Annotated in this window: 13 protein-coding genes; 7 read left to right on the forward strand and 6 right to left on the reverse strand. The window is 67.3% G+C overall.

Annotated features, from left to right (window positions below; genetic code table 11):
* Positions 1 to 6: 6 nt before the first annotated feature.
* The 5 genes from VFG17_RS00930 to VFG17_RS00950 form a co-directional block, all read right to left on the reverse strand.
* The gene (locus VFG17_RS00930) at positions 7 to 1,545 is read right to left on the reverse strand and encodes an amino acid permease (protein WP_325027601.1); all 1,539 of its coding nucleotides are present in this window, start codon (positions 1,543 to 1,545) and stop codon (positions 7 to 9) included.
* Positions 1,546 to 1,646: 101 nt separating this feature from the next.
* The gene (pbpC, locus tag VFG17_RS00935) at positions 1,647 to 3,800 is read right to left on the reverse strand and encodes a penicillin-binding protein 1C (RefSeq protein ID WP_325027602.1); all 2,154 of its coding nucleotides are present in this window, start codon (positions 3,798 to 3,800) and stop codon (positions 1,647 to 1,649) included.
* 233 nt (positions 3,801 to 4,033) lie between these two features.
* Complete coding sequence (locus tag VFG17_RS00940) at positions 4,034 to 9,877, reverse strand: alpha-2-macroglobulin family protein (protein WP_325027603.1); 5,844 nt, start codon at positions 9,875 to 9,877, stop codon at positions 4,034 to 4,036.
* Positions 9,878 to 10,015: 138 nt separating this feature from the next.
* Positions 10,016 to 10,393, reverse strand: a complete 378-nt coding sequence (locus VFG17_RS00945) for a histidine triad nucleotide-binding protein (RefSeq protein ID WP_325027604.1) — start codon at positions 10,391 to 10,393, stop codon at positions 10,016 to 10,018.
* Between the two features lie 11 nt (positions 10,394 to 10,404).
* Positions 10,405 to 10,725 (reverse strand): phosphoribosyl-ATP diphosphatase, encoded by a 321-nt coding sequence (locus tag VFG17_RS00950; protein ID WP_325027640.1) that lies wholly within the window; start codon positions 10,723 to 10,725, stop codon positions 10,405 to 10,407.
* 178 nt (positions 10,726 to 10,903) lie between these two features.
* Here VFG17_RS00950 and VFG17_RS00955 point away from each other — a divergent pair, with 178 nt between their 5' ends.
* From VFG17_RS00955 to VFG17_RS00985, 7 genes are all read left to right on the forward strand, one after another.
* Positions 10,904 to 13,993, forward strand: coding sequence for a TonB-dependent receptor domain-containing protein (locus VFG17_RS00955; RefSeq protein ID WP_325027605.1), 3,090 nt, complete (start codon positions 10,904 to 10,906; stop codon positions 13,991 to 13,993).
* Between the two features lie 344 nt (positions 13,994 to 14,337).
* Positions 14,338 to 16,254 carry a proprotein convertase P-domain-containing protein gene (locus VFG17_RS00960; protein WP_325027606.1) on the forward strand — a complete coding sequence of 639 codons (1,917 nt, stop codon included), beginning with the start codon at positions 14,338 to 14,340 and terminating at the stop codon, positions 16,252 to 16,254.
* 47 nt (positions 16,255 to 16,301) lie between these two features.
* Positions 16,302 to 17,675: a glutamate--cysteine ligase gene (locus VFG17_RS00965; protein ID WP_325027607.1), complete on the forward strand. Its 1,374-nt coding sequence runs from the start codon at positions 16,302 to 16,304 to the stop codon at positions 17,673 to 17,675.
* A gap of 53 nt (positions 17,676 to 17,728) precedes the next feature.
* Positions 17,729 to 18,433 carry a uracil-DNA glycosylase gene (ung, locus tag VFG17_RS00970; protein ID WP_325027608.1) on the forward strand — a complete coding sequence of 235 codons (705 nt, stop codon included), beginning with the start codon at positions 17,729 to 17,731 and terminating at the stop codon, positions 18,431 to 18,433.
* On the forward strand, positions 18,430 to 19,188 hold the full coding sequence (locus tag VFG17_RS00975; protein WP_325027609.1) for a sulfite exporter TauE/SafE family protein: 759 nt from the start codon (positions 18,430 to 18,432) through the stop codon (positions 19,186 to 19,188). Before ung ends, VFG17_RS00975 begins: the two co-directional genes overlap by 4 nt.
* The gene (locus tag VFG17_RS00980; protein ID WP_325027610.1) at positions 19,185 to 19,643 is read left to right on the forward strand and encodes a YaiI/YqxD family protein; all 459 of its coding nucleotides are present in this window, start codon (positions 19,185 to 19,187) and stop codon (positions 19,641 to 19,643) included. The genes VFG17_RS00975 and VFG17_RS00980 overlap by 4 nt, the downstream gene beginning before the upstream one ends.
* Before the next feature lie 157 nt (positions 19,644 to 19,800).
* Positions 19,801 to 19,986 carry a hypothetical protein gene (locus VFG17_RS00985; protein WP_325027611.1) on the forward strand — a complete coding sequence of 62 codons (186 nt, stop codon included), beginning with the start codon at positions 19,801 to 19,803 and terminating at the stop codon, positions 19,984 to 19,986.
* Positions 19,987 to 20,088: 102 nt separating this feature from the next.
* Here VFG17_RS00985 and VFG17_RS00990 read toward each other — a convergent pair whose 3' ends face one another.
* Positions 20,089 to 20,727 (reverse strand): glutathione S-transferase family protein, encoded by a 639-nt coding sequence (locus VFG17_RS00990; protein ID WP_325027612.1) that lies wholly within the window; start codon positions 20,725 to 20,727, stop codon positions 20,089 to 20,091.
* Positions 20,728 to 20,826 lie beyond the last annotated feature (99 nt).

Genomic DNA, 20,826 nt, shown 5'->3' on the forward strand with positions numbered 1-20,826 from the left:
GAGCCGTCAGTTGAACGACGGAGCCGGCGGGACCGGCGGCGGCGGTGCGTCGGGATCGTCTTCGTGCACTTCGACATGCCCCAGGCCCACATGGCTGCGCTTGCGGCTGTAGACGAAGTAGACCACCAGGCCGACGGCGGCCCAGATCAGGAAGAGGTTGATGCTCTTCTGGTCGAGATTGAAGAAGAGATAGAGGCAGCCGAGGATCGCGATCGGCGCCGTGATATAGATCAGCGGCGTCTTGAACGGGCGGTGGCGGCCGGGGTCGGTGCGGCGGATCACCATCACCGCGATCGACACCGCGGCAAAGGCGAAGAGCGTGCCCGAGTTCGAGATGTTCGCCAGCTGCCCCACGGGGAAGAAGGCGGCGAACAGCGCGACCGCGATGCCCGTGATGATCGTGATCACGTGCGGCGTGTTGAACTTCGGATGGATCTTCGAGAAAGCTTGCGGCAGCAGGCCGTCGCGGCTCATCACGAAGAAGATGCGGGTCTGGCCGAACATCATCATCAGGATGACCGACGGCAGCGCAAGGCCGGCGGCGAGGCCGATCAGGTTACCGATCTGCGGCCAGCCGATTTCGCGCATCGTCCATGCCAGCGCTTCCTTCGAGCAGACCACCGCCTGATCGCCCATCGCGCCGCACGCCGCGGCAAGTTCGCGGCTGCCGGGTTCGAGCGCATGGCCGGTCGCGGCATCGATGCCGACCGGTTGCGCGCCGACGGTGCCGATGACGCCCGCCGCGACGAGCAGGTAGAAGATGGTGCAGATCGCGAGGCTGCCGATCAGGCCGATCGGCATGTTGCGCTGCGGATTCTTGGTCTCTTCGGCCGCGGTGGAAACCGCATCGAAGCCGACATAGGCGAAGAAGATCGACGCCGCGGCGGCGCCGATGCCGCCGATGCCGAGCGGAGCGAAGGGTTCGAATTTCTCCATGTTCATCACCGGCAGGGCGAGGACGATGAAGAGCGTCAGCGCGGCGACCTTGACCACGACGAGGAAGGCATTGACCGTCGCGGATTCGCGCGTCCCGATGACGAGAAGCATGGTGACCAGCCCGGCGATGAACATCGCGGGCAGGTTGATCATGCCGCCGTCGAACGGCCCGAGCACGAATTTCGCGGGTATATCTATCCCGAAACTATGCTCGATCAGCCCGACGACATAGCCTGACCAGCCCACCGAAACGGCGCCCGCGGCGACCGCATATTCGAGGATCAGCGCCCAGCCGACCATCCACGCGATCAGCTCGCCCATCACGGCATAGCTATAGGTGTAAGCCGAGCCCGAAACGGGCACCATCGACGCCATTTCGGCGTAGCAGAGCGCGGCGAAAGCGCAGACGAAACCGGCGATGATGAAGCTGATCATCATGCCGGGGCCCGCCTTTTGCGCGGCTTCGGCGGTCAGCACGAAAATCCCGGTGCCGATCACGGCGCCGATCCCCAGCATGGTGAGCTGGAAAGCGCCGAGCGTGCGCGTAAGCGACTTTTTCTCCGCTGTCGCCAAAATGGCATCCAACGGCTTTACGCGGTCAAATAGCATAGTCATCCCCTTGGGAGCGGCTGAACTGCCGCCCGTCTCATGGCGGGGCAGACTAGACGCTCCACGCGTCAGCGCAACTTAATTTCACGGGCGAAGGCGGCCTACCGTACCGTAAAGCGCACACGGTCGATCATTCGGCCGCCTGGATCAACCAGCGCGAGCATATGCGCGCCCGGGCGGGGCAGGATTTGCTGCCCGGCATCGGCATCGCCGAGCGGCTTTTTGTCGAGGATCAGTCGGTATCCGGCGACCGAGCCGCTGACGATGACCGCGAGCCGCTGGCGGTCGATCGGGATGTCGGGGTCGAGCGCATAGACGCTGCCGCTGACCGGGCTGGTGATGCGCGGGCGGCGCGCGGCCTGCGGCGCGGCCGCCATCTCGGTTTGCGCGGTGCCGGCGAGGAAATATTCGCGGCGTGGCGGCTCGCGCGTGCCGGGGAGGCTGACCTGCCGCACCTCGACGCCGTTCGGCATTTTCGGCGGCTTGCCCGGGTTTCCGGCATGGAGCGCCATCATCACGTCGCGCCAGACGGGCGCCGCGCCCGAGGTGCCCGACACCGCGCGCATCGAATCGCCCTCGAGATTGCCGACCCACACCGCGACCGTGAAGCGGTCGGTAAAGCCGATGCACCAATTGTCGCGCATGCCTTTCGACGTGCCGGTCTTGGCCGCGGCCCAGAAGGGGAGGCGGAGTGCGCTGTCGGCGCCGAAGGCGTCGGCGCGCGCGGAGGCGTCGGCGAGGATGTCGCCGACGATGAAGGCGGCGGCGGGGTTGACGATCGCGCGCGCTTCTTCACCATCTTTGCGCATATCGCCGAAGTGGACGGGCGACCACTTGCCCATATTGGCCAATGTTCTGAAGGCGTTGGCCTGTTCGACAAGCGACACTTCGGCCGAGCCGAGCGCGAGCGAGAAGCCGTAATATTCGCCGTCCTCGACCAGGCCGTGATAGCCGAGTGCCCACAGGCGGTCGCGGAACTGCTGGACGTCGTCGATGATGAGCGTGCGGACGGCGGGGACGTTGAGCGACGAGGCGAGCGCGTGGCGGACGCTGACCGGCCCCTTGAAGCTGCGGTCGTAATTTTTGGGGACGTAGAGCCCCGAGGCGGTGTCGAGCTGGACCGGGCTGTCATCGAGGATCGACGCGGCGGTGAGCCAGCCATGCTCGATCACCTGCGCGTAGAGATGGGGTTTGAGCGTCGAACCCGCCTGCCGCCGCGCGTTGGCGCCGTCGACCTGCGCGGCGGTCGATCCGAGGCCGACGCCGCCGACATAGGCGAGCACCTCGCCGGTCGCATTGTCGAGCACGACGACCGCGCCGTCGCGGACGCGGTTCGCGCCGAGCCCCGACAGCTGGCGGCGTAGCGCGACGATCGCGGCGGTCTGGATGCGGCGATCGATGGTGGTGGTGACGCGCTTGCCCGGCTTGTCGAGCAGGCGGACGGCGAGGTGCGGCGCGAGGCCGGGGTCGAAGCGCGCGGCATGCTCGCCCGAGACGAGCGTCGCGGCGGCGGCGCGGATCGCGGTGCAATCCTTGGCGCGCCGCTCACTATTTTGCGCGATGCGGCAGGCGCGGCGGCCGAGCGCTTCGGCATCGGCGGCGGGGTTGGGGAGGAGGCCGGCGAAGAGCGCGGCGTCGGTGCGGCTCATTTGCGCGGGCTTCTTGCCGAACAGGCTTTGCGCGCCCGCGCCGATGCCCTGCGCCTCGCCGCGCAGCGGCACGAGGTTGAAATAGGCCTCGAGCATTTCTTCGTGCGACCAGTTCGATGCGAGCGCCTGACCCGCGCGCATCTGGCGGATCTTGGTGCGCCAGTCGCGCTGGCCCGGCTGCGCGAGGCCGGGGTCGAGGAAGGCGGCGAGCTGCATCGCGAGCGTCGAAGCGCCGCGCGAACGGTCGCGGGTCGCTCCCAGGCGCGCGCGCGCCGCGCTCGCGACCGCGAGCCAGTCGACCCCGCCGTGCGACCAGAAACGCCGGTCCTCGCTTTGCACGACGGCGTCGCGGACGGCGGGACTGATGTCGCCGAGCGGCACCCACGCGAGGCGGCGGCGCGCGAAATCGACGCGTTCGCTGTCGAGGAGTTGGCCGTCGCGGTCGTAAAGCCAGGCTTCGCTGGCGCGCCAGTCGGCGCGGACCTCGGCATAATCGGGCATCGCGGGAGGGCGGGTGAGGAGGTGGGCGACGGTGACGAGGATGAGCGCCGCGAGGGCGAGCCATGCGAGCGCGTCGAGCCAGCTGCGTTTACGGGGTAAATCCATCGACTAAATTAGCGTGTGCTCCCGCGAAGGCGGGAGCCCATCTCCTGCCGGTGCGAGTTTGAACCGTCCGGAGATGGGTCCCCGCCTTCGCGGGGACACGGGGTTCTTGAGGCGGAACTTTTCATTCCCGTTCGCATCGAGCGAATTCGAGATGCCCATCGGTAGTGCGCGCCTTCGGGGTGTCTCGACTTCGCTCGACACGAACGGAAACAGGGGGCGGTGGCAGGTAAGCATCACGACCCCACGTTCGCCACCGTCAGCGGGGCGTTCGGCCACTGGCCGCGGATCGCGGGCGAGTACATCGCCTCGACGCGCGTCGGGGGCAGGGTGAAGCGGCCCGAGCCATTCAAGCGCACGACATATTCGACCGCGTGGGTGCCCGCGGGCATCCAGCCGAAATAACCGCGCCAGCTGTCCTTGCCGCGCTCGACATAGCTCGGCTGCGCGCCCGATCCGCTCGCTTGGCTGCCGAGCATTTCGGACTGGCCGCCGAGGTTGCCGACGATCGTCGCGCCCGGGGCGACCGGATCGCTCACCACGACCCATGTCCGGCCCGCCGCCGCGACGACCTCGATCCGCACCTTGATCACGTCGCCGCGCGTCAGCCGGTCCTTGTTCGCCGCCTTGACGATGCTGACCGAGCGCTTGATCCGGTAGCCGGCGTTGAGCGGTTCCTTGAGCGGGACGGCCGCCTTGACGCTGACCGTCGCCCACGGCGCGCCGGTGCCGTCATGCTGAAGGCTCATCGTCGCGGCGTTGAGCGCGACGCGGAGCGGCGAGACGGGTTCGGCCGGCAGCGGCCAGCTTTGCGACGCGGTATCACCCGCGAGGCCGATGTTGGTGACGCCGGTGATCGCGCTTGCCGGATAAAGAGCGGCGAAGCGGCGGACGGTGACCGCGCCCCACGCGTTCGCGGGGGTGGTGTCCCAATGGCCCTTGCGCTGGCGCTGCGCGACGCCGACCATCAGCTTGCCCGCGTCATCCTCCCAGCCCTTGCGGCCGAGCACGGCTTCCAAGGCCTTGATCGCCATTTCGTCGCCGCTGGTCATCATCCACCAGGGCGCCCTGGCATCGTCGACGAGGTCGAGGCGCGTGCCTTCATAGACGAGGCGCTTCCTGAGTTCGGCTTCGGCCGCGGTGCGGAGGCCTGCGGCGTTCCGCACGCCCGGCGTCTTTTCGAGCGCGACGAGCCAGTCGGCGAGCGTGCCCGTCGCCATGTCGGCGGGCGCGACGTCGATCGCCGCGACGAGGCTCGCGCTCGACGCCTTGTTCCGCGCGAGCGCCGCCAAGGCCGCGATACGCACCGGGCGGATATCCCACGGACCATAGCCCTGGCGCGTCAGGCGTCCTTCGACGACCGCCTGCAGCGCCTTCACCATCTTTTCCCGCGATGCTTCGGGGATCGCGAAGCCGTTCGCGGCGGTCACGCTCATCACATAGGCGGTGAGCTCGATCGACCCGGTGAGCCGCTCGTTCGGCCAGTAGCGGAGCAGCCCGTCGTCATCGAGATAGGTCGGCATCGCGCCCGCGAGCGCCTGCCAGCGCCCGATGTCGCCCAAGGCCACGGCGCGCGACGTCTGCTGTTCGAAGCAGGTATAGGGATAGGCGCTCATATAGTCGCGCACCCCGGTGAGCGGCGGCGCGAGCGTGCCCGCGAGCGCGATATCGACATAGCCGCCGGGGAGCGCGCCCGCCGGGATCGCGATCGGCAACGTCGTCGCGGGGCCGACGCGGAACAGGCTCGCGGCCCAGGTCTCGATCGGCACCGCGGGTTCGATCGTCTGTTCGAAGACGAGGCGGTCGCGCGCCTTGCCGCCCTTGGCGACGGCTTCGACGGTCCATTCGATCGGGCCGGTCCGGTCGGGCGCGGTCATCGACCAGCTGATCGGCACCGCGCCCCCCGCGGGGATGGTGACGGTGAGCGGCGGCGCGGTCGCGATCGCGGGCGACAGCGTCGGGGTCGCGGTGACCTCCATCGGCTTGTCGGTGCCGTTGCGCAGCGTGAAGCGCGCGTCATAGGTATCGCCGGTGCGCACCAGTTCGGGCATGCCCGCGAAGACGCCGAGATCCTGCACGGTGCGCACACTCGTTTCGCCGGTGCCGAAATATTGCGAGCCGTCGGTCGCGATCGCGACGAGGCGGAAGCCTGAGAGATTGTCGCTGAGCGGCACGTCGACGGTGGCGCGGCCCTTGGTGTCGAGCGGGACGTTGCCTTTCCACAGCAGCACGGGGCGGAAATCCTCGCGCGTCAGCCCCGACAGGTCGCCGCCGCCCCCGCCACCGGGTTCGAGCGCCTTGCGGCCATAGTGGCGCTTGCCGACCACCTGCATCTGCGCGGTCGAGGTGAGCACGTCGAGCGTGCGTTCGCCCATCATCGCCGAGAGGATTTCCCAGCTTTCGTTGGGCGCGAGCTGAAGCAAAGCTTCGTCGACCGCGACGAAAGCGACATCGGCGTTTTTCGGCGCCTTGCCGCCCGGCGTCTCGACCTCGATCGCGACCTTCGCGGTTTCGCGGACCGAATATTTCTCCTTGTCGGCCTTCACCTTGACGCCGAGCTTATGGCCCTCCCAGCCGACCTTGATGCGCGCGATGCCCATGCGGTAGGCGGGCTTGGCGAGGTCGACCAGGGCGGTCGGCGGCGCGCCCTCGCTATTCTCGATCTTGAAGCCGGCCGCGCGCTTCAGCTTGCGGAACCAGCTTTCGCCCCCGGTGACGCGGCCGCGCACCGCCATCACCGAGACATAGACGTCGGGGGCATAGGTCGCGGGCAGCTTGACCTTGACGACCGGGTTGGTGCCCTTCAGCGGCACGACGAAGCTGGAGAGGACGCCTTCGCGCTCGACGGTGACGAGCGCGGTCGCTTCGCGGAACGGCATGCGGACCTGGAATTTCGCGGTGTCGCCCGCGTCGTAGCGCGGCTGTTCGGCGATCACGTCCATGCGGTCGCCATTGTCGCCGCCGAACCACCAATCGTCGTCGCCCGCGAGCCACACCGAGCGCACCGCGCGCGCCTCGTTACCGTCGGCATCCTGCGTGGTCGCAACGACGGTGACTTCGCCCGAAATGCCGGGCGCCATCGCGCAGCTCGCGCGGCCGAGCTTGTCGGTGGTCGCGCCGCACGTCGCGCCGAGGCGCGTCGTGCGCATCTGGTTGTCATAGGCGTAGAAGCCGCCGATCAGGCGCCGCCGCGCGGTGATGATCTCGCGGTTGTAGAGCGCGACGTCGACGCGCTGGCCGCGGATCGGCTTGCCATCGAGGTCGAGCGCGATGAAATTGAGCCTGAGGTCGTTGTCGCGCATCAGCCAGCCGTCGGTCTTGAGCCCGAGCCGGACCGCCGACGGGTAGAGGGTGATGCGGCGGCTCGAGGTCAGCGTCTCGCCATTCGCATCCTCATAATCCATTTCGGCGGCCATCAGCGTCGGCTCGGTGATCGGCTGGTCGACCGTGACGCTGGTCGTGGCGCTGCCATTGGCGTCGAGGGTGAGCGGGACCGAGCGCGCGAGCGGCAGGTCGGCCGACGGCGTATCGCCGCTGTCGTCGAGCTGGACGGTGCCTTCCTTGACCGGCTGGCCGTCGAAATCCCAGTCGCGATAATCCTCGGGCGGCGACCAGGTCGCGCGGAAATTGGTGCGCAGCTCGACGGGCATATTGGGGGCGGGGCCGCCCGAAAGATAGCCGACGAAGAGATTGAGCGGCACCGCGGCGGGGCGCACGAGCGCGGTTTTCGGGCCGGTGATCGTCGCCTTCATCGTCGGCAGACGATATTCGTCGACGCGGACCGACTGATTCGACCAGATCGTCTTGTCCTCGCCCTTCTTGTCTTTCGTCACGAAGACGAGTTCATAATCGCCCATCGGCGCCGAGGCGGGGACGTTCCAGACCGTCTCGCCGCTGCCGGTGGCGGGAATCGCGAACGGCATCTCGAATTCGGTGTCCGAGCCGCGGTGGACGAGGCGGAGCTTGCCCGCGAGCGGTTCGGGGGTGCGGAAGCCCAGCCCGACCGGGCGGCGCAGGATATGCTTCATGTGGACCGTTTCGCCCGCCTTGACGAGCGCGCGGTCGAAGACGGTGTGGAGGATGTCCGCCCGCTCCGACCAGCCATAGGGGAGGTCGAAGTCATAGGGACGGATCCCGTCCCCCCAGTCGGTGAGCGTGAAGCTGAAATCGTCGCCCGCGCGCGCGCTGACCATCAGGGCATGGCCTTCGCTTTTCGCCATGTCGGGATTTTCTTCGCAGCTCGAATAGGTTTCGGGCTCGGGCAGCGCCGACGGGAAGGCGAGGCGGCCCGCCTTGTCGGCGGTGCCGCGCGCGAGCAGGCGGCCGGTGCAGCTGTCGGTGACGCGGATTTCGGCGCCGCCGACGGGAAGGCCGGTGTCGAGCTCGGTCACCCACGCGAGCGAGCCTTCGCGGCCCCATTTGAAATGCACCGCCATATTGGTGACGAGCGCGGCGGTCGCGACATAGCGCGTCTCGCGGCGGCCGAGCAGCGCGGCGCCCAACTCGGGACTCGCGATCTCGACGACGTGGAAACCCTTTTCGGCGAGCGGGATGCCGGCGACCTCGAACGCCTTGCCGCCGCCCGGCGGGGTCAGTTGCAGGTTGCGGCGTTCGCCGCCCGCCGGGGCGCCGACGAACACCGATTTGGTGCCGGTGTAGTTGACGGTGACGTCCTTGCCCGCGGCATTCTTTTCCTCGCGATAGTCGGTGTCGTCGGCGTCGTCGACGCGGCGAAGCCAGCGCGCGATCGCGGCATCGTCGTCGCCGACGCGGAGCGCGGCCACGGGCATTTTGAGGTTCGACTGGACGAGGCTGGCTTCGACCCCGCGCACGGTGACGGGCAGGACGCCGCCCTCGCCCGCTTCGAGGATGCCGAATTCGGCGGCGAATTTGACCAGCGGCGGGGCGCGGTCGATGTGGAATTTCAGCGGGAAATTCGACTGGTTCTGCAGCTTGCGGCCGCTCTGGTCGGTGATGTCCGCGGGCAGCACGAGCGTCGCGTCGACATTCTGCGGCAGCGGGCCGGCGAAGCGCACGGTGGTCAGCCAGGCGTCGTTCTTGTCGTCGTCGTCGATTTTGGGCGCGAGTGTCTTGCCGTCGGAGGTGCTCAGCGTCGCGGCGAGGACGCTCTCGCGCCGCACGGGCGAGGCGAAGCTCAGCACGACATCCTTGATCGGGTTGCACCCCGCCTGCGGGTTGACGCGGCTGCACGACATTTTGGCGGTGAAGGCGGGGCGCACGTCATAATCGAAACGCTGGTCGCGGCCCGCGGTGCGGCCCGGGACGCCGGCTTGGCTGATGCGCGCGTCCCAGACGAGCGCCATCTCGCGTCCCGGCGGCAATGGCCGGCGGCATTTGACGGGGACGATGCGGTCGAGCGCGGCTTCGCGGTCGGCGCCCGCGGCGGGGAAACGCTGCGGCAGCCCGGCGTCGTAGGTGAAGGACTGGCGCGACCAATTATTGTCGCCCAGCCCGGTCAATATTTCGGTCGCGGTTTCGCGCGGCAGGACGTCGAGCGGAATCTTCTCGCCGATGCCGTCGACCGCGCAATAGCCGTAGCGGCCGACCGAGGCGCGGTTGGCGGCGACGTTGGTCGCGACGAGGAAGATCTGCTCTTCCTCGATCCCGCCACCCATGCCGCCGACGAGCACCGCGCGCGCCGAGGGGCCGCCGGTGTCGAGCGCGAAGCGGCTGTTGCCCGCGACCGCGACGCCGCGCGCGGTGGTGAGCCCGTCGCGCAGCTCGACATGACAGGCGAGCCCGCCGGGGAGCGGCTTGTCGAATTCGAGCACCCAGGTGCGCGTGTCGACCCAGCGGCCGGTCGACGGAAGTTTGCAGTCGTTGGTCGCGGGCGCGGGTGCGCGCGGATCGCCGAGCGGGACCATGTCCTCGGAGAAACGCAGCGTGAAGCGCGTGATCGTGCCGTCGCCGGTGCCCGAACTGCCGGGCGTCGCGAGCGTGACCTGCGGCACCGTGTCGGCGGTCGCGGTCGCGGCCATCGCGAGGGTGAGCGGCAGGATCAGCGCCAGTTTCGTCTTACCGGCCAAGCTTGTAGCCAGCGCGCGCCATGCCTTGCCCATCGCTTCGTCTCCCCGTTCTGGCCCGGACATCTATCCTGCTGGAAACAGGGGCAAGAGTCCACCCGTCGCCGCGCATCGCGCACGCTTAGTCGCGGATGGGGAAAATGCTGTGACCGGGGTCACAGACGGAGCGGGGTATCAGCGCGCGAGCATCGGGCCGAGCGGCTGGCCGGCGAAGATGTGGACGTGGAGGTGGGGGATTTCCTGATGGCTGTCGAGGCCGGTGTTGGCGAGCAGGCGGTAGCCGGGGGCGACGAGACCCTGATCGCGTGCGATCTTGCCCACCGCGCGGACGAAACCCGCGATTTCGGCGTCGCTGGCGCGCTCCGAAAAATCGTCCCAGCTCACGTAAGCGCCCTTGGGAATCACCAGGATGTGCAGCGGCGCCTGCGGGTTGATGTCGTGGAAGGCGAGGGCATATTCGTCCTCGTAAACGGTCTTCGACGGCAGCTCGCCGCGCAGGATGCGCGCGAAGATGTTGCTGTCGTCATAGGGGAGGGTGGCGTCGATCGGCATGCGGAAAGCTCCTATTGGGGTCGGCCGGCCTTTTCGGCGTGGCCCGAGGTGCCGTGGCGGCGCGCCAGCTCGGCGGCGATGTCGTCCCACGACAGGCCGCGTGTCGCAAGCAGGATGGTGAGGTGGAAGACGAGGTCGGCGGCCTCGCCGGTCAGCGCGGTATCGTCCTCGGTGAGCGCCGCGATCACGGTCTCGACCGCTTCCTCGCCCAGCTTTTGCGCGATCTTGCCGCGGCCCTTGGCGGCGAGGCTCGCGACGTAGGAAGCCTCGGCGTCGCCCGCCGCGAGACGGTCGCGGACGACCGATTCCAGCCGGTCCAATGCTTCGCCCATCGCGCTCACCATCATCCGATCCTTTCGGACGCGTGCGTAGCGGCGCGCGCCGGTCGCGGCAAGCGGGCGCGAGGCCCAAAAAATTACCGCTGCGTAAACCATATCGAAACGCCCCGCGGCTAATTTCGGGCGCGCCGGGGGGCGAGATCAACTTCTATTCGAACAAGGATGATGAAAAATGGGCACCCGTTCCCAGGTGTTTTCGGCCCAGGTGTTTCTGGCTGCAACAGCCTCGGCGATTGCTTTATCGGCGAGCCCCGCGATGGCGCAGGACGACGGCGACGAAATCATCGTCACCGGCTCGCGCATCGCGAAGAGCGAATTCACCAGCGCCGACCCGATACAGGTGATCGACCCCGAGACGGCTAAGCTGCAGGGGCAGGTCCAGCTCGCCGACATACTGCAGCAGGTCCCCGCGGCGCAGGGGTCGATCCAGATCACCTCGGCGATCTCGAACCGTTTCGTCGCCAATGGTGGCAATGATGTGCAGACGGTGTCGCTGCGCGGGCTCGGTGCCGAGCGGACATTGGTGCTGATCAACGGCCGCCGCGCGGGGCCGGCGGGGATTCGCGGTTCGGTCGCGCCGTTCGACCTCAATGTGCTGCCGTTGTCGGTGGTGCGCCAGGTCGAAATACTCAAGACCGGCGCTTCGTCGATCTACGGTTCCGATGCCGTAGCGGGCGTGGTCAACATCCTGACCCGCGACGATCTCGATGGTTTCGAGGCGGGCGGCTTTTCGTCGATCACCGAGCATGGCGGCGGCGAAAGCTATGGCGCCGACGCGAGCTTCGGCAAAAAATTCGATCGCGGCCATTTGTTCGCGACGGTCGATATTTTCCACCAGCAGAATCTGACGCGCCGCGACCGCGGCTTCCTCTTCTGCTCCGAGGAATATCTCAAGCGCGAGGCCGACGGCAGCCGCGCCGACATCGTCGATTTCCGCACGGGACGCCCGGCGTGCAACAGCACCCAGGCGAACATGATCGTGTTCAGCGACTTTTCGGGGGTCGACGAAAATGGTTTCCCGACCTTCGGCCCCGGGCTGATCGCGCCGAACGGGCAGGCGATTTTCGCGGGCCAATATGGCGCCGAATTTGCGGGCGTCGGCATCCCGATCAATGCCTATAATCCGATCGGCGTGTTCGGACCCGCCGATTTCTTCGGAGTCAATTTCGACGGTCCCTCGACCGGCGCGCTCAACCAGTTCGAGCCCGCCGAGCAGGATATGGACGTCTTCTCGGGCGTGCGCCGGGTCAGCACTTTCGTCGAGGGGGCTTACGACGTCACCGACGGGATTACCGCTTATGGCGAATTCCTGTTCAGCAACCGCAAGTCGCACAACAACGGCGTCCAGCGGATCGAGCTTCAGCAGTTCACCGGCGCGTCGATGCTACCCTTCTTCCTCTGCGATCCGACGGCGTATAATTGCGACCCGGGTGACATGGGCGATCCGCTCAACGGGGAGTTCGGCGGCAACCTGATCCTGCGCCCGCGCGTGCTGGTGAAGTCGGAAAGCGAGGCCGACGTCGATTATTATCGCGGCGTGCTGGGCTTGCGCGGCGAGCTGGGCGGCGGCTGGAAATGGGATGTCCACGGCCAGCACAGCCGTTCCGACGCGAGCTATACGCAGGATGTCATCTATCAGGACGCGCTCGCGTCGCAGACCTTGCGCACGCGTTCGTGCGTCGGCACGACGACCGCGATCCGCGGCGCGGAGTGCATCGACATCGACTTCACCGATCCGCGCGTGCTGCGCGGCGATTTCACACCCGCCGAGCGCGCCTTCCTGACGGGGCGCGAGACGGGGCGGACCTTGTTCAAGCAGACATCGGCCGAGGCGCTGCTGACCGGCAAGCTGTTCGATCTGCCCGCGGGACCCGTCGGCGTGGCGTTCGGCGCGAACATCCGCCGCGACGAAATCAACGATACGCCGGGCGAGGCGACGCGCGCGGGCAATGTCGCCAATTTCACAACCTCGGGCGTCACCGCGGGGCGCACGGTGTCGAAGGAGGTCTTCGGCGAGGTCGAGCTGCCTTTGCTCGAAGGTCTGCCGATGATCGAGCGGCTGACGCTGTCGGGCGCGGCGCGCTACACGCATGTCGAGGCGACGGCGCGCGGCGGCGCGCAGGACAGTTTCAGCGATACGACGTGGAAGGTCGGCGCCGACTGGGCGGTGACCGACTGGCTGCGGTTCCGCGGCACCTGGGGGACTTCGTTCCGCGCGCCTGCGCTGTTCGAGCTTTTCCTTCAGGACCAGACGGGCTTCCTCGGCCAGTCCGACATCGATCCGTGCATCCAGAGCGCGGCACGGCTCGCGGCGGGCGCGATCAGCCAGCGCGTCTTCGACAATTGCGCCGCGGCGGGCATCGCGCCCGACTATGCCGGCGGCATCGGCCCGGCGACGATCACCTCGGGCGGCGGGCTTGGGCGGCTCAAACCCGAAACCTCGACCGCGAAGACGGTGTCGGTCATCCTGACCCCCGATCTGTCGGGCGCGCTATGGGGCGGGCTCAAGACGCGGCTCGCGGTCGATTATTTCGATATCAAGGTGAAGGACGAGATCGCGCTGCTCGGCGCGGGCAATATCCTCACCGGCTGCTATGATTCGGACAATTTCGCGACCGAACCCTTCTGCGGCCTGTTCACGCGCACCGCCGCCGGCCCCGACGCGCAGAGCGTCGCGACCGTCACCGACCGCTATGTCAACATCAGCCGTCAGCGCAATCGCGGCGTCGACCTGTCGCTCGCGATCGATCAGGACCTCGGCAATCTCGGCGCGCTGACGTTCCGCGCGCAGATGACCTGGCAAATCGAGGACAAGGTCGCGCTCTTCCCCGGCACCGAGATCGACGACAATGGCAAGATCGGCAATCCGAAATGGGTCGGCGATTTCAACCTCGGCTGGACGAAGGACAAGTGGACGCTCTTCTACGGGCTCGACGTCACCGGCGCCGCGTCGAACGAGGAAGATCTGCTGCGCGCGCAGGGCGGCGATCCGTGCCGCACATCGAGCTTCCGTCCCGGCGGGCGCTTCTGCCCCGACGTCAGCGTGCCCGCGACCTTCTATCATTCGCTGTCGCTGAGCCGCGACGTCGCCGACCGCTTCCGCATCACGCTGGGCGTCGCGAACCTTTTCGATACGCCCCCGCCGCGCGTGTCGACCGTCGTCACCGCGACGCCGGTGGTGATCGGGCAGGCGCCGGCGTTCGGGACGCAGTACGACTATCTCGGGCGGCGCTTCTTCCTCGGCGTGCGCGGGAAGATTTAGAGGCGGGGTTCGAGCTTGGCGGGTGGGGAGTTGCCATTGCTACCTCCATCTTTGTCATCCCGGGCTTGACCCGGGACCCGCCTTTTCTTCCTGACGACGGCGAAAAGGCAAGGCAGGCCCCGGGTCAAGCCCGGGGTGACGGTAAAGGGAACGTCCGCAATTAGCCGAAACCGGACGTCCTTGCTTTCCATTCTGTCCCGAAACCGGACAGAATCACCGCCAACGCCGTCGTTTTAACCCGATATTAGCTATCCCGCGTCCATAGCGGCGCCATGCAACGGCGGGACCAGAGCCGATACCGCTGGCGTGGGGGCCAGTGTTTACAGTCTGCGCGAGCCTGTATCATGCTCGTCTGGCTGGCGTTCGCGCTTGCCGCAAATCCCGCCGCCGCGCAGACGACCACGACCTACAGCAATAGCACCGCCGGCACGATCAATGCCGCCACGACCTGCACCGCGCCGCTCGTCCGCAATGTCTCGGTGAGCGCCAGCTATATCGTCGGCGACGTCGATCTCGGCCTGCTCGCGACGCACAGCTGGCGCGGCGACCTGCGTGTCACGCTGCAATCGCCCGCGGGAACGCGCGTCCAGCTCGTCGACGGCGATACCGGTTCGATCGACGGCAATAATTTCAACGCCCGCCTCGACGACGACGCAGCGCAGACGGTCAATACCGACGGCAACGGCACCAATCATTCGAATAGCGCGCCGCCCTATCAGAACAATTTCCGTCCCAATTCGCCGCTATCGGCCTTCAACGGCCAGAACAGCGCCGGGACCTGGCGGATCGAGATTTGCGACCAATATCCGTCGGCCGACAACGGCAATTTTGTGCGTGCCGACCTTTATCTCACCAGCGTGCCGTCGAACTATGCCGACCTGTCGCTGACCAAATCGGTCAGCAACGCGGCGCCGGCGTTCGGCGCGAGCATCAACTATGTGCTGAGCGTCACCAATGCGAGCGGGTCGACGCTGACCGCGACCGGCGTGACGGTGCAGGACAACCTGCCCGCGGGGTTCAACTTCACGGGCGCGTCGGGCTTCGGCAGCTATAACAGCGCGACCGGGGTATGGACGGTCGGCAGCATTCCGGCGGGGGTGACGCGGACGCTGACGATCAGCGGGACCGTCGCGGCGACCGCGGGCGCGAGCGTCACCAACATCGCCGAAGTCAGCGCCTCCTCGGCGTTCGACTTCGATTCGACCCCCGGCAATGGCGCGGCGGGCGAGGATGACTACGACAGCGCGAGCTTCACCGTATCGGGGACGCGCGTCGCGGGGACGCCGCCGACGCTCGTCTGCCCGGTCGGGTCGACGCTGCACGATTGGGACGGCGTCAGCTGGCCCGCGGGCACGACGAGCGGCAGCGCAGCACTGACCGCGATCGGCACGGCAAATTTCAACATCGCGATCAGCGGGGGCAGTTTCCTCAGCAATGCGACCTATGGCGGCCAGTCGCCGACGCGGCAGAATGTCGTCACCGGGGGGCTGGCGCCGGCGCAATATTCGATCTTCGAGCTCGTCGATTTCACCGGCCAGACGGGGACCGTCACCTCGACGATCACGCTGCCGACCGCGGTGCCCGGCGCGCAGTTCCGGCTGTTCGACGTCGATTATTCGTCGGGCCAGTTCGCCGACCGCGTCACCGTCACCGGCACCTATAATGGCGCCGCCGTTATGCCCATACTCACCAACGGCACCGCCAATTATGTGATCGGGAACAGCGCTTATGGCGACGCGCTATCGGCCGACGGCAGCGCCGACGGCACCGTCACCGTGACCTTCAACGCGCCGGTGGACAGCATCACCATCGAATATGGCAGCCACAGCCTCGCCCCCGCCAATCCGGGGCAGCAGGGCATGGCGCTCCACGACATCATCTTCTGCCGCCCGACCACCAACCTGACGATCGCGAAGACGAGCAGCGTCGTCAGCGATCCGGTCAACGGCACGACCAATCCCAAGGCGATTCCCGGCGCCCGGATGCGATACTGCATCCTCGTCACCAACAATGGCAGCGGCACCGCGACGGGCATCGCCCTCGCCGATCCGCTGCCCGCCGGAACGAGCTTTGTCGCCGGATCGCTGCGCAGCGGGACGAACTGCGCGGGCGCGACGAGCGTGGAAGACGACAATGCGAGCGGCGCCGACGAGAGCGACCCGTTCGGCGCGTCGGTCGCGGGCACGACCGTCGCCGCGGCCACCGCGACGCTGTTGCCCGCCGCCGCGATGGCGATCGCGTTCGACGTCGTAATCAACTGACGATCGGCCCCGATTGCATTCTATACCGGATAGTCTAAATGCGCGGCATGAGCACGCGCACCGCCTCCGACAGTAACGATCCCATCGTCGAAACCCGCGACCAGCTCGCGGCGCCCATGATCAAGGGCGAAAAGCCCAGGGACCGCTGGCGCATCGGCACCGAGCACGAGAAATTCGTCTATCGCACCGCCGATCATCGCGCGCCCTCCTATGACGAACCCGGGGGCATCCACGACCTGCTCATGGCGCTGACGCGCTTCGGCTGGGAGCCGGTGATCGAGGGCGGCAAGGTGATCGCGCTGGCGGGCAGCGACGGCACCGTCAGCCTCGAACCCGCGGGCCAATTGGAACTTTCCGGCGCGCCGCTCGAAAATCTCCACCAGACCTGCGCCGAGACCGGGCGGCACCTCAAGCAGGTGAAGGAAGTCGGTGCCGAACTCGGGCTCGGTTTCCTCGGGCTCGGCATGTGGCCCGACAAGACGCGCGAAGAACTGCCGATCATGCCCAAGGGGCGTTACAAGATCATGCTCGACCATATGCCGCGCGTCGGCAGCCTCGGGCTCGACATGATGCTGCGCACCTGCACGATCCAGACCAACCTCGACTATGCGAGCGAGGCCGACATGGTGCAGAAATTCCGCGTCAGCCTCGCCCTGCAACCGCTCGCGACTGCGCTCTTCGCCTCCTCGCCCTTCACCGAAGGGCGGCCCAACTCCTATATGTCGTACCGCAGCCATATCTGGACCGACACCGATCCCGCGCGCACCGGCATGCTGCCCTTCGTGTTCGACGAGGGTTTCGGCTACGAACGCTATGTCGACTATATGCTCGACGTGCCGATGTATTTCGTCTTTCGCGACGGCAAATATATCGACGCCGCGGGGCAGAGCTTCCGCGACTTTCTGAAGGGCGAGCTGCCTGCGCTTCCGGGCGAGAAGCCGCGCCTCTCCGACTGGAACGACCATCTTTCGACCGCCTTTCCCGAAGTGCGGCTCAAAAGCTTCCTCGAAATGCGCGGCGCCGACGGCGGGCCGTGGAACCGCATCTGCGCGCTGCCGGCGCTGTGGGTCGGGCTGCTCTACGACCAGGGCGCGCTCGACGCCGCCTGGGATCTCGTCAAGGGCTGGAGCATTGCGGAGCAGCAGAGCCTGCGCGACGCGGTGCCCCGCGACGGACTCTGCGCCCCCGCGCCCGGCGGCGGCACCGTCGGCGATCTCGCGCATCATGTGCTCGACATCGCGGCGGCGGGCCTCAAGGCGCGCGGCGAGGTCAATTCGATGGGCGACAACGAGGTCGGCTTCCTCGAACCGCTCCGCCGCATCGCCAAAAGCGGCAAATCGCCCGCGCACGACCTGCTCGACCGCTATGAGGGGCCGTGGAACCACGATCTTTCGAAAATCTACGACGAGCTGAGCTTCTGACGGCAGGGATAGAAAGCTGGACAAGCCCGCCGCGCTCTGGTGAAGCCGCGGGCATGGCCGAGGTCAAATTGCATCCCGACTGGCTCGCCCGCATCGGCGGCGAGTTCGAGCAGCCCTATATGGCGGCGTTGAAGCAATTCCTGGCGGGTGAGCGCGACAAGGGGAAGGCGATCTTTCCGCGCCCGCGCGACTGGTTCGCCGCGCTCGACGCGACGCCGCCCCAGGATGTGCGCGTGGTGATCCTGGGGCAGGACCCCTATCACGGGCCGGGGCAGGCGCACGGGCTCTGTTTTTCGGTGCAGCCCGGCGTGCGAACGCCGCCGAGCCTCGTCAACATCTACAAGGAAATGAAGAGCGACCTCGGCATCCCGCCCGCTTCGCACGGTTACCTCAAACATTGGGCCGAGCAGGGTGTGCTGCTGCTCAACAATTGCCTGACGGTCGAGAGCGGCATGGCCGCGTCGCATCAGGGCAAGGGGTGGGAGAAGTTCACCGACGCCGCGGTCGCCGCGGTCGCCGCCGATCCGGCGCCCAAGGTCTTCATCCTGTGGGGCAGCCATGCGCAGAAGAAGGCGGCGAACGTGCCGGGGCTGGGGCCCGACGCCCCGCACCTGATCCTGCGCGCGCCGCATCCCTCGCCGCTGTCGGCGCATAACGGCTTTTTCGGGTCGCGGCCGTTCAGCCAGGCGAACGCCTTTCTGGAGGCGCAGGGGCGCGGCGCCATCGACTGGCGCCTGCCGGAGAAGCCCGAAGCGTGAGCATATTGGCCGATCCGGCGACGCTGGCGATTCTGGTCGTCGCGGTCGTGCTGCTCGGCATGGCGAAGGGCGGGCTCGCCGGGGTCGGCGCGCTCGCGACACCGCTCGCGGCACTGGTGCTGCCGCCGGCGACCGCGGCGGCGCTGCTGCTGCCGGTCCTGATCGTGCAGGACGTGATCAGCGTCTGGTCGTTCCGCAAGACGTGGGACGGCTGGATCATCGGCTGGATGCTGCCCGGCGCCGCGCTCGGCATCCTCGCGGGCTGGTATTATGCCGAACGGGTGAACGAGGCGCAGTTGATGGCGGCGCTGGGCGCGATCACGCTCGCCTTCGGGCTTTACCGCCTGTGGGTCGAACGCGGCGGGCGGATCGTCGCCGCGTCGCGGTCGCCGGGCTGGGTCGGCAGCCTGTTCGGCTTCGCGACCGGGCTGACGAGTCAGATCGCGCACGCCGGCGGGCCGCCGTTCCAGATGTGGGTGACGCCGCGCCGCCTGCCGCACCTTTTCTTCATCGGAACGAGTTCGGTCCTCTTCGCGCTGATCAACTGGATGAAGGTGCCCGCCTATCTGGCGCTCGGCGCCTTTCCGCACGAGGTCGTCGTCGCGGCGCTGCTGCTGATGCCGCTCGCGATCGTCTCGACGCTGCTGACGGTGCGCTGGATGAAGCGGATGAACCCCGAACGCTTCTATGTGCTCATCTATGCGCTGATGGTGTTGCTCGGCGCCAAGCTGCTCTGGGACGGGCTCGCGGGATGAGCGCGCCGGTCATCCTCGTCGATGCCGACGCCTGCCCGGTGAAGGACGAAATCTATCGCGTCGCCTGGCGGCACGAGGTGCCGGTCAAGGTCGTGAGCAACAGCCGGCTGCGCGTCCCCGAGCATCCGTTGATCGAGCGGGTGGTCGTCTCGGACGGCTTCGACGCCGCCGACGACTGGATCGCCGAAGCGGCGGATGCGCGGAGTATCGTGATCACCGCCGACATATTGCTCGCCGACCGTGCATTGAAAGCAGGCGCGACGGTGCTCGGCCCGAACGGCAAGCCCTTCACCGCGGCGTCGATCGGCCCCGCGATCGCGACGCGTGCGATTATGGCCGACCTGCGCGCGGGCATGGACGGCCGGGTCGGCGGACCACCGCCCTTTTCGAAGGCCGATCGCTCGCAATTTCTGCAGGCGCTCGATACGGCGCTGGTGCGGCTGAAGCGCGGATAGAAAGTTTCTTTCTTTTCTTTTCAAGTCTTTGTGAGTTTTTCTCCGGCGAGTGATGGCGATCACCGCCGGGCGCGCCGCCGCGCGGCATAAGTCGGGTCATCGGGAAAGACCCGAGCCCCATTCGAAACATACCGAACCACTTTGGAAAGGAATGACGATGACCAGGAAGATGATTCTCGCCCCCGCTCTCGCCCTCACCATCCTCATGTCGGTGACCCCCGCGATGGCTCAGTCGGCGCAGCCCGTGCAGGGCGGCATGACGCTGACCTCGAACCCGATCCAGATTCTGATCGGCCTGCTGCTGCCCGCGGTGCAGAAGGTCCGCGAAGCCGCAGCGCGCTAGGCCCGACCGGTTTCCTATCCGGGCCGCCCCACCACGGCGGTCCGGAACCACAGCCCTCCCGCCCCTGCGACCCAGGCGGGAGGGCTGTCTCGTTTTCACGCGCTAGCCCGCGGTGCCCGCCGCCTGCATCTCGGCGATCAGCGCGTTGTCGATTTCCTTCGCGCGCTGATAGGCCGGGCGTTCGCGAAGCCCGGCGGCATAGGCCTCGAACGCCGGGCGCGGCGCGATCGTGCCGAACTGCAGTCCCCAGTCGATCTGGCTGCCGACATAGACGTCGGCGGCGCTGAAACGATCGCCCGCGACGAAGGCCTTGTCCGCGACCGCGCTTTCGAGCGTGTCGAGCGCCGCGGCGAGCGAGCCGAAGCCCGCCATGCGCTGCTGGTCGACATCGGGTTCGATCCCGAAATGCTTGGCGGTGATCGCCTGCTCGACGGGGCCCGCGGTGAAAAAGAGCCAGCGATAATAATCGGCGCGGCCGGCCGGGTCGGGCGCGAGGCCCTTTTCGGGGAAGGCGTCGGCGAGATAGGCGCAGATCGCGGCGCATTCGGTGACCGTCTTGTCCCTGTGGACGATCGCCGGAACCTTGCCCATCGGGTTTATCTTGAGATAGGCGGCGTCCTTCATCGTCGTGCCATAATCGAGGATGCGCGGTTCATAGGGCGCGCCGACCTCTTCGAGCATCCAGCGCGCGATCTGTCCGCGCGACATCGGGTTGGTGTAGAAAATCAGTTTGTCGGCCATCGCGCTTCTCCCACAGGTTTCGATTCGAATGAGAACATATCAAGAACAAGGTTCGACTGCCAGCGGACTTGTTTTGTCATGCCAGCGGGCTAAGGCAAA

Source organism: Sphingopyxis sp. (genome assembly GCF_035686825.1).
Lineage (GTDB): Bacteria > Pseudomonadota > Alphaproteobacteria > Sphingomonadales > Sphingomonadaceae > Sphingopyxis.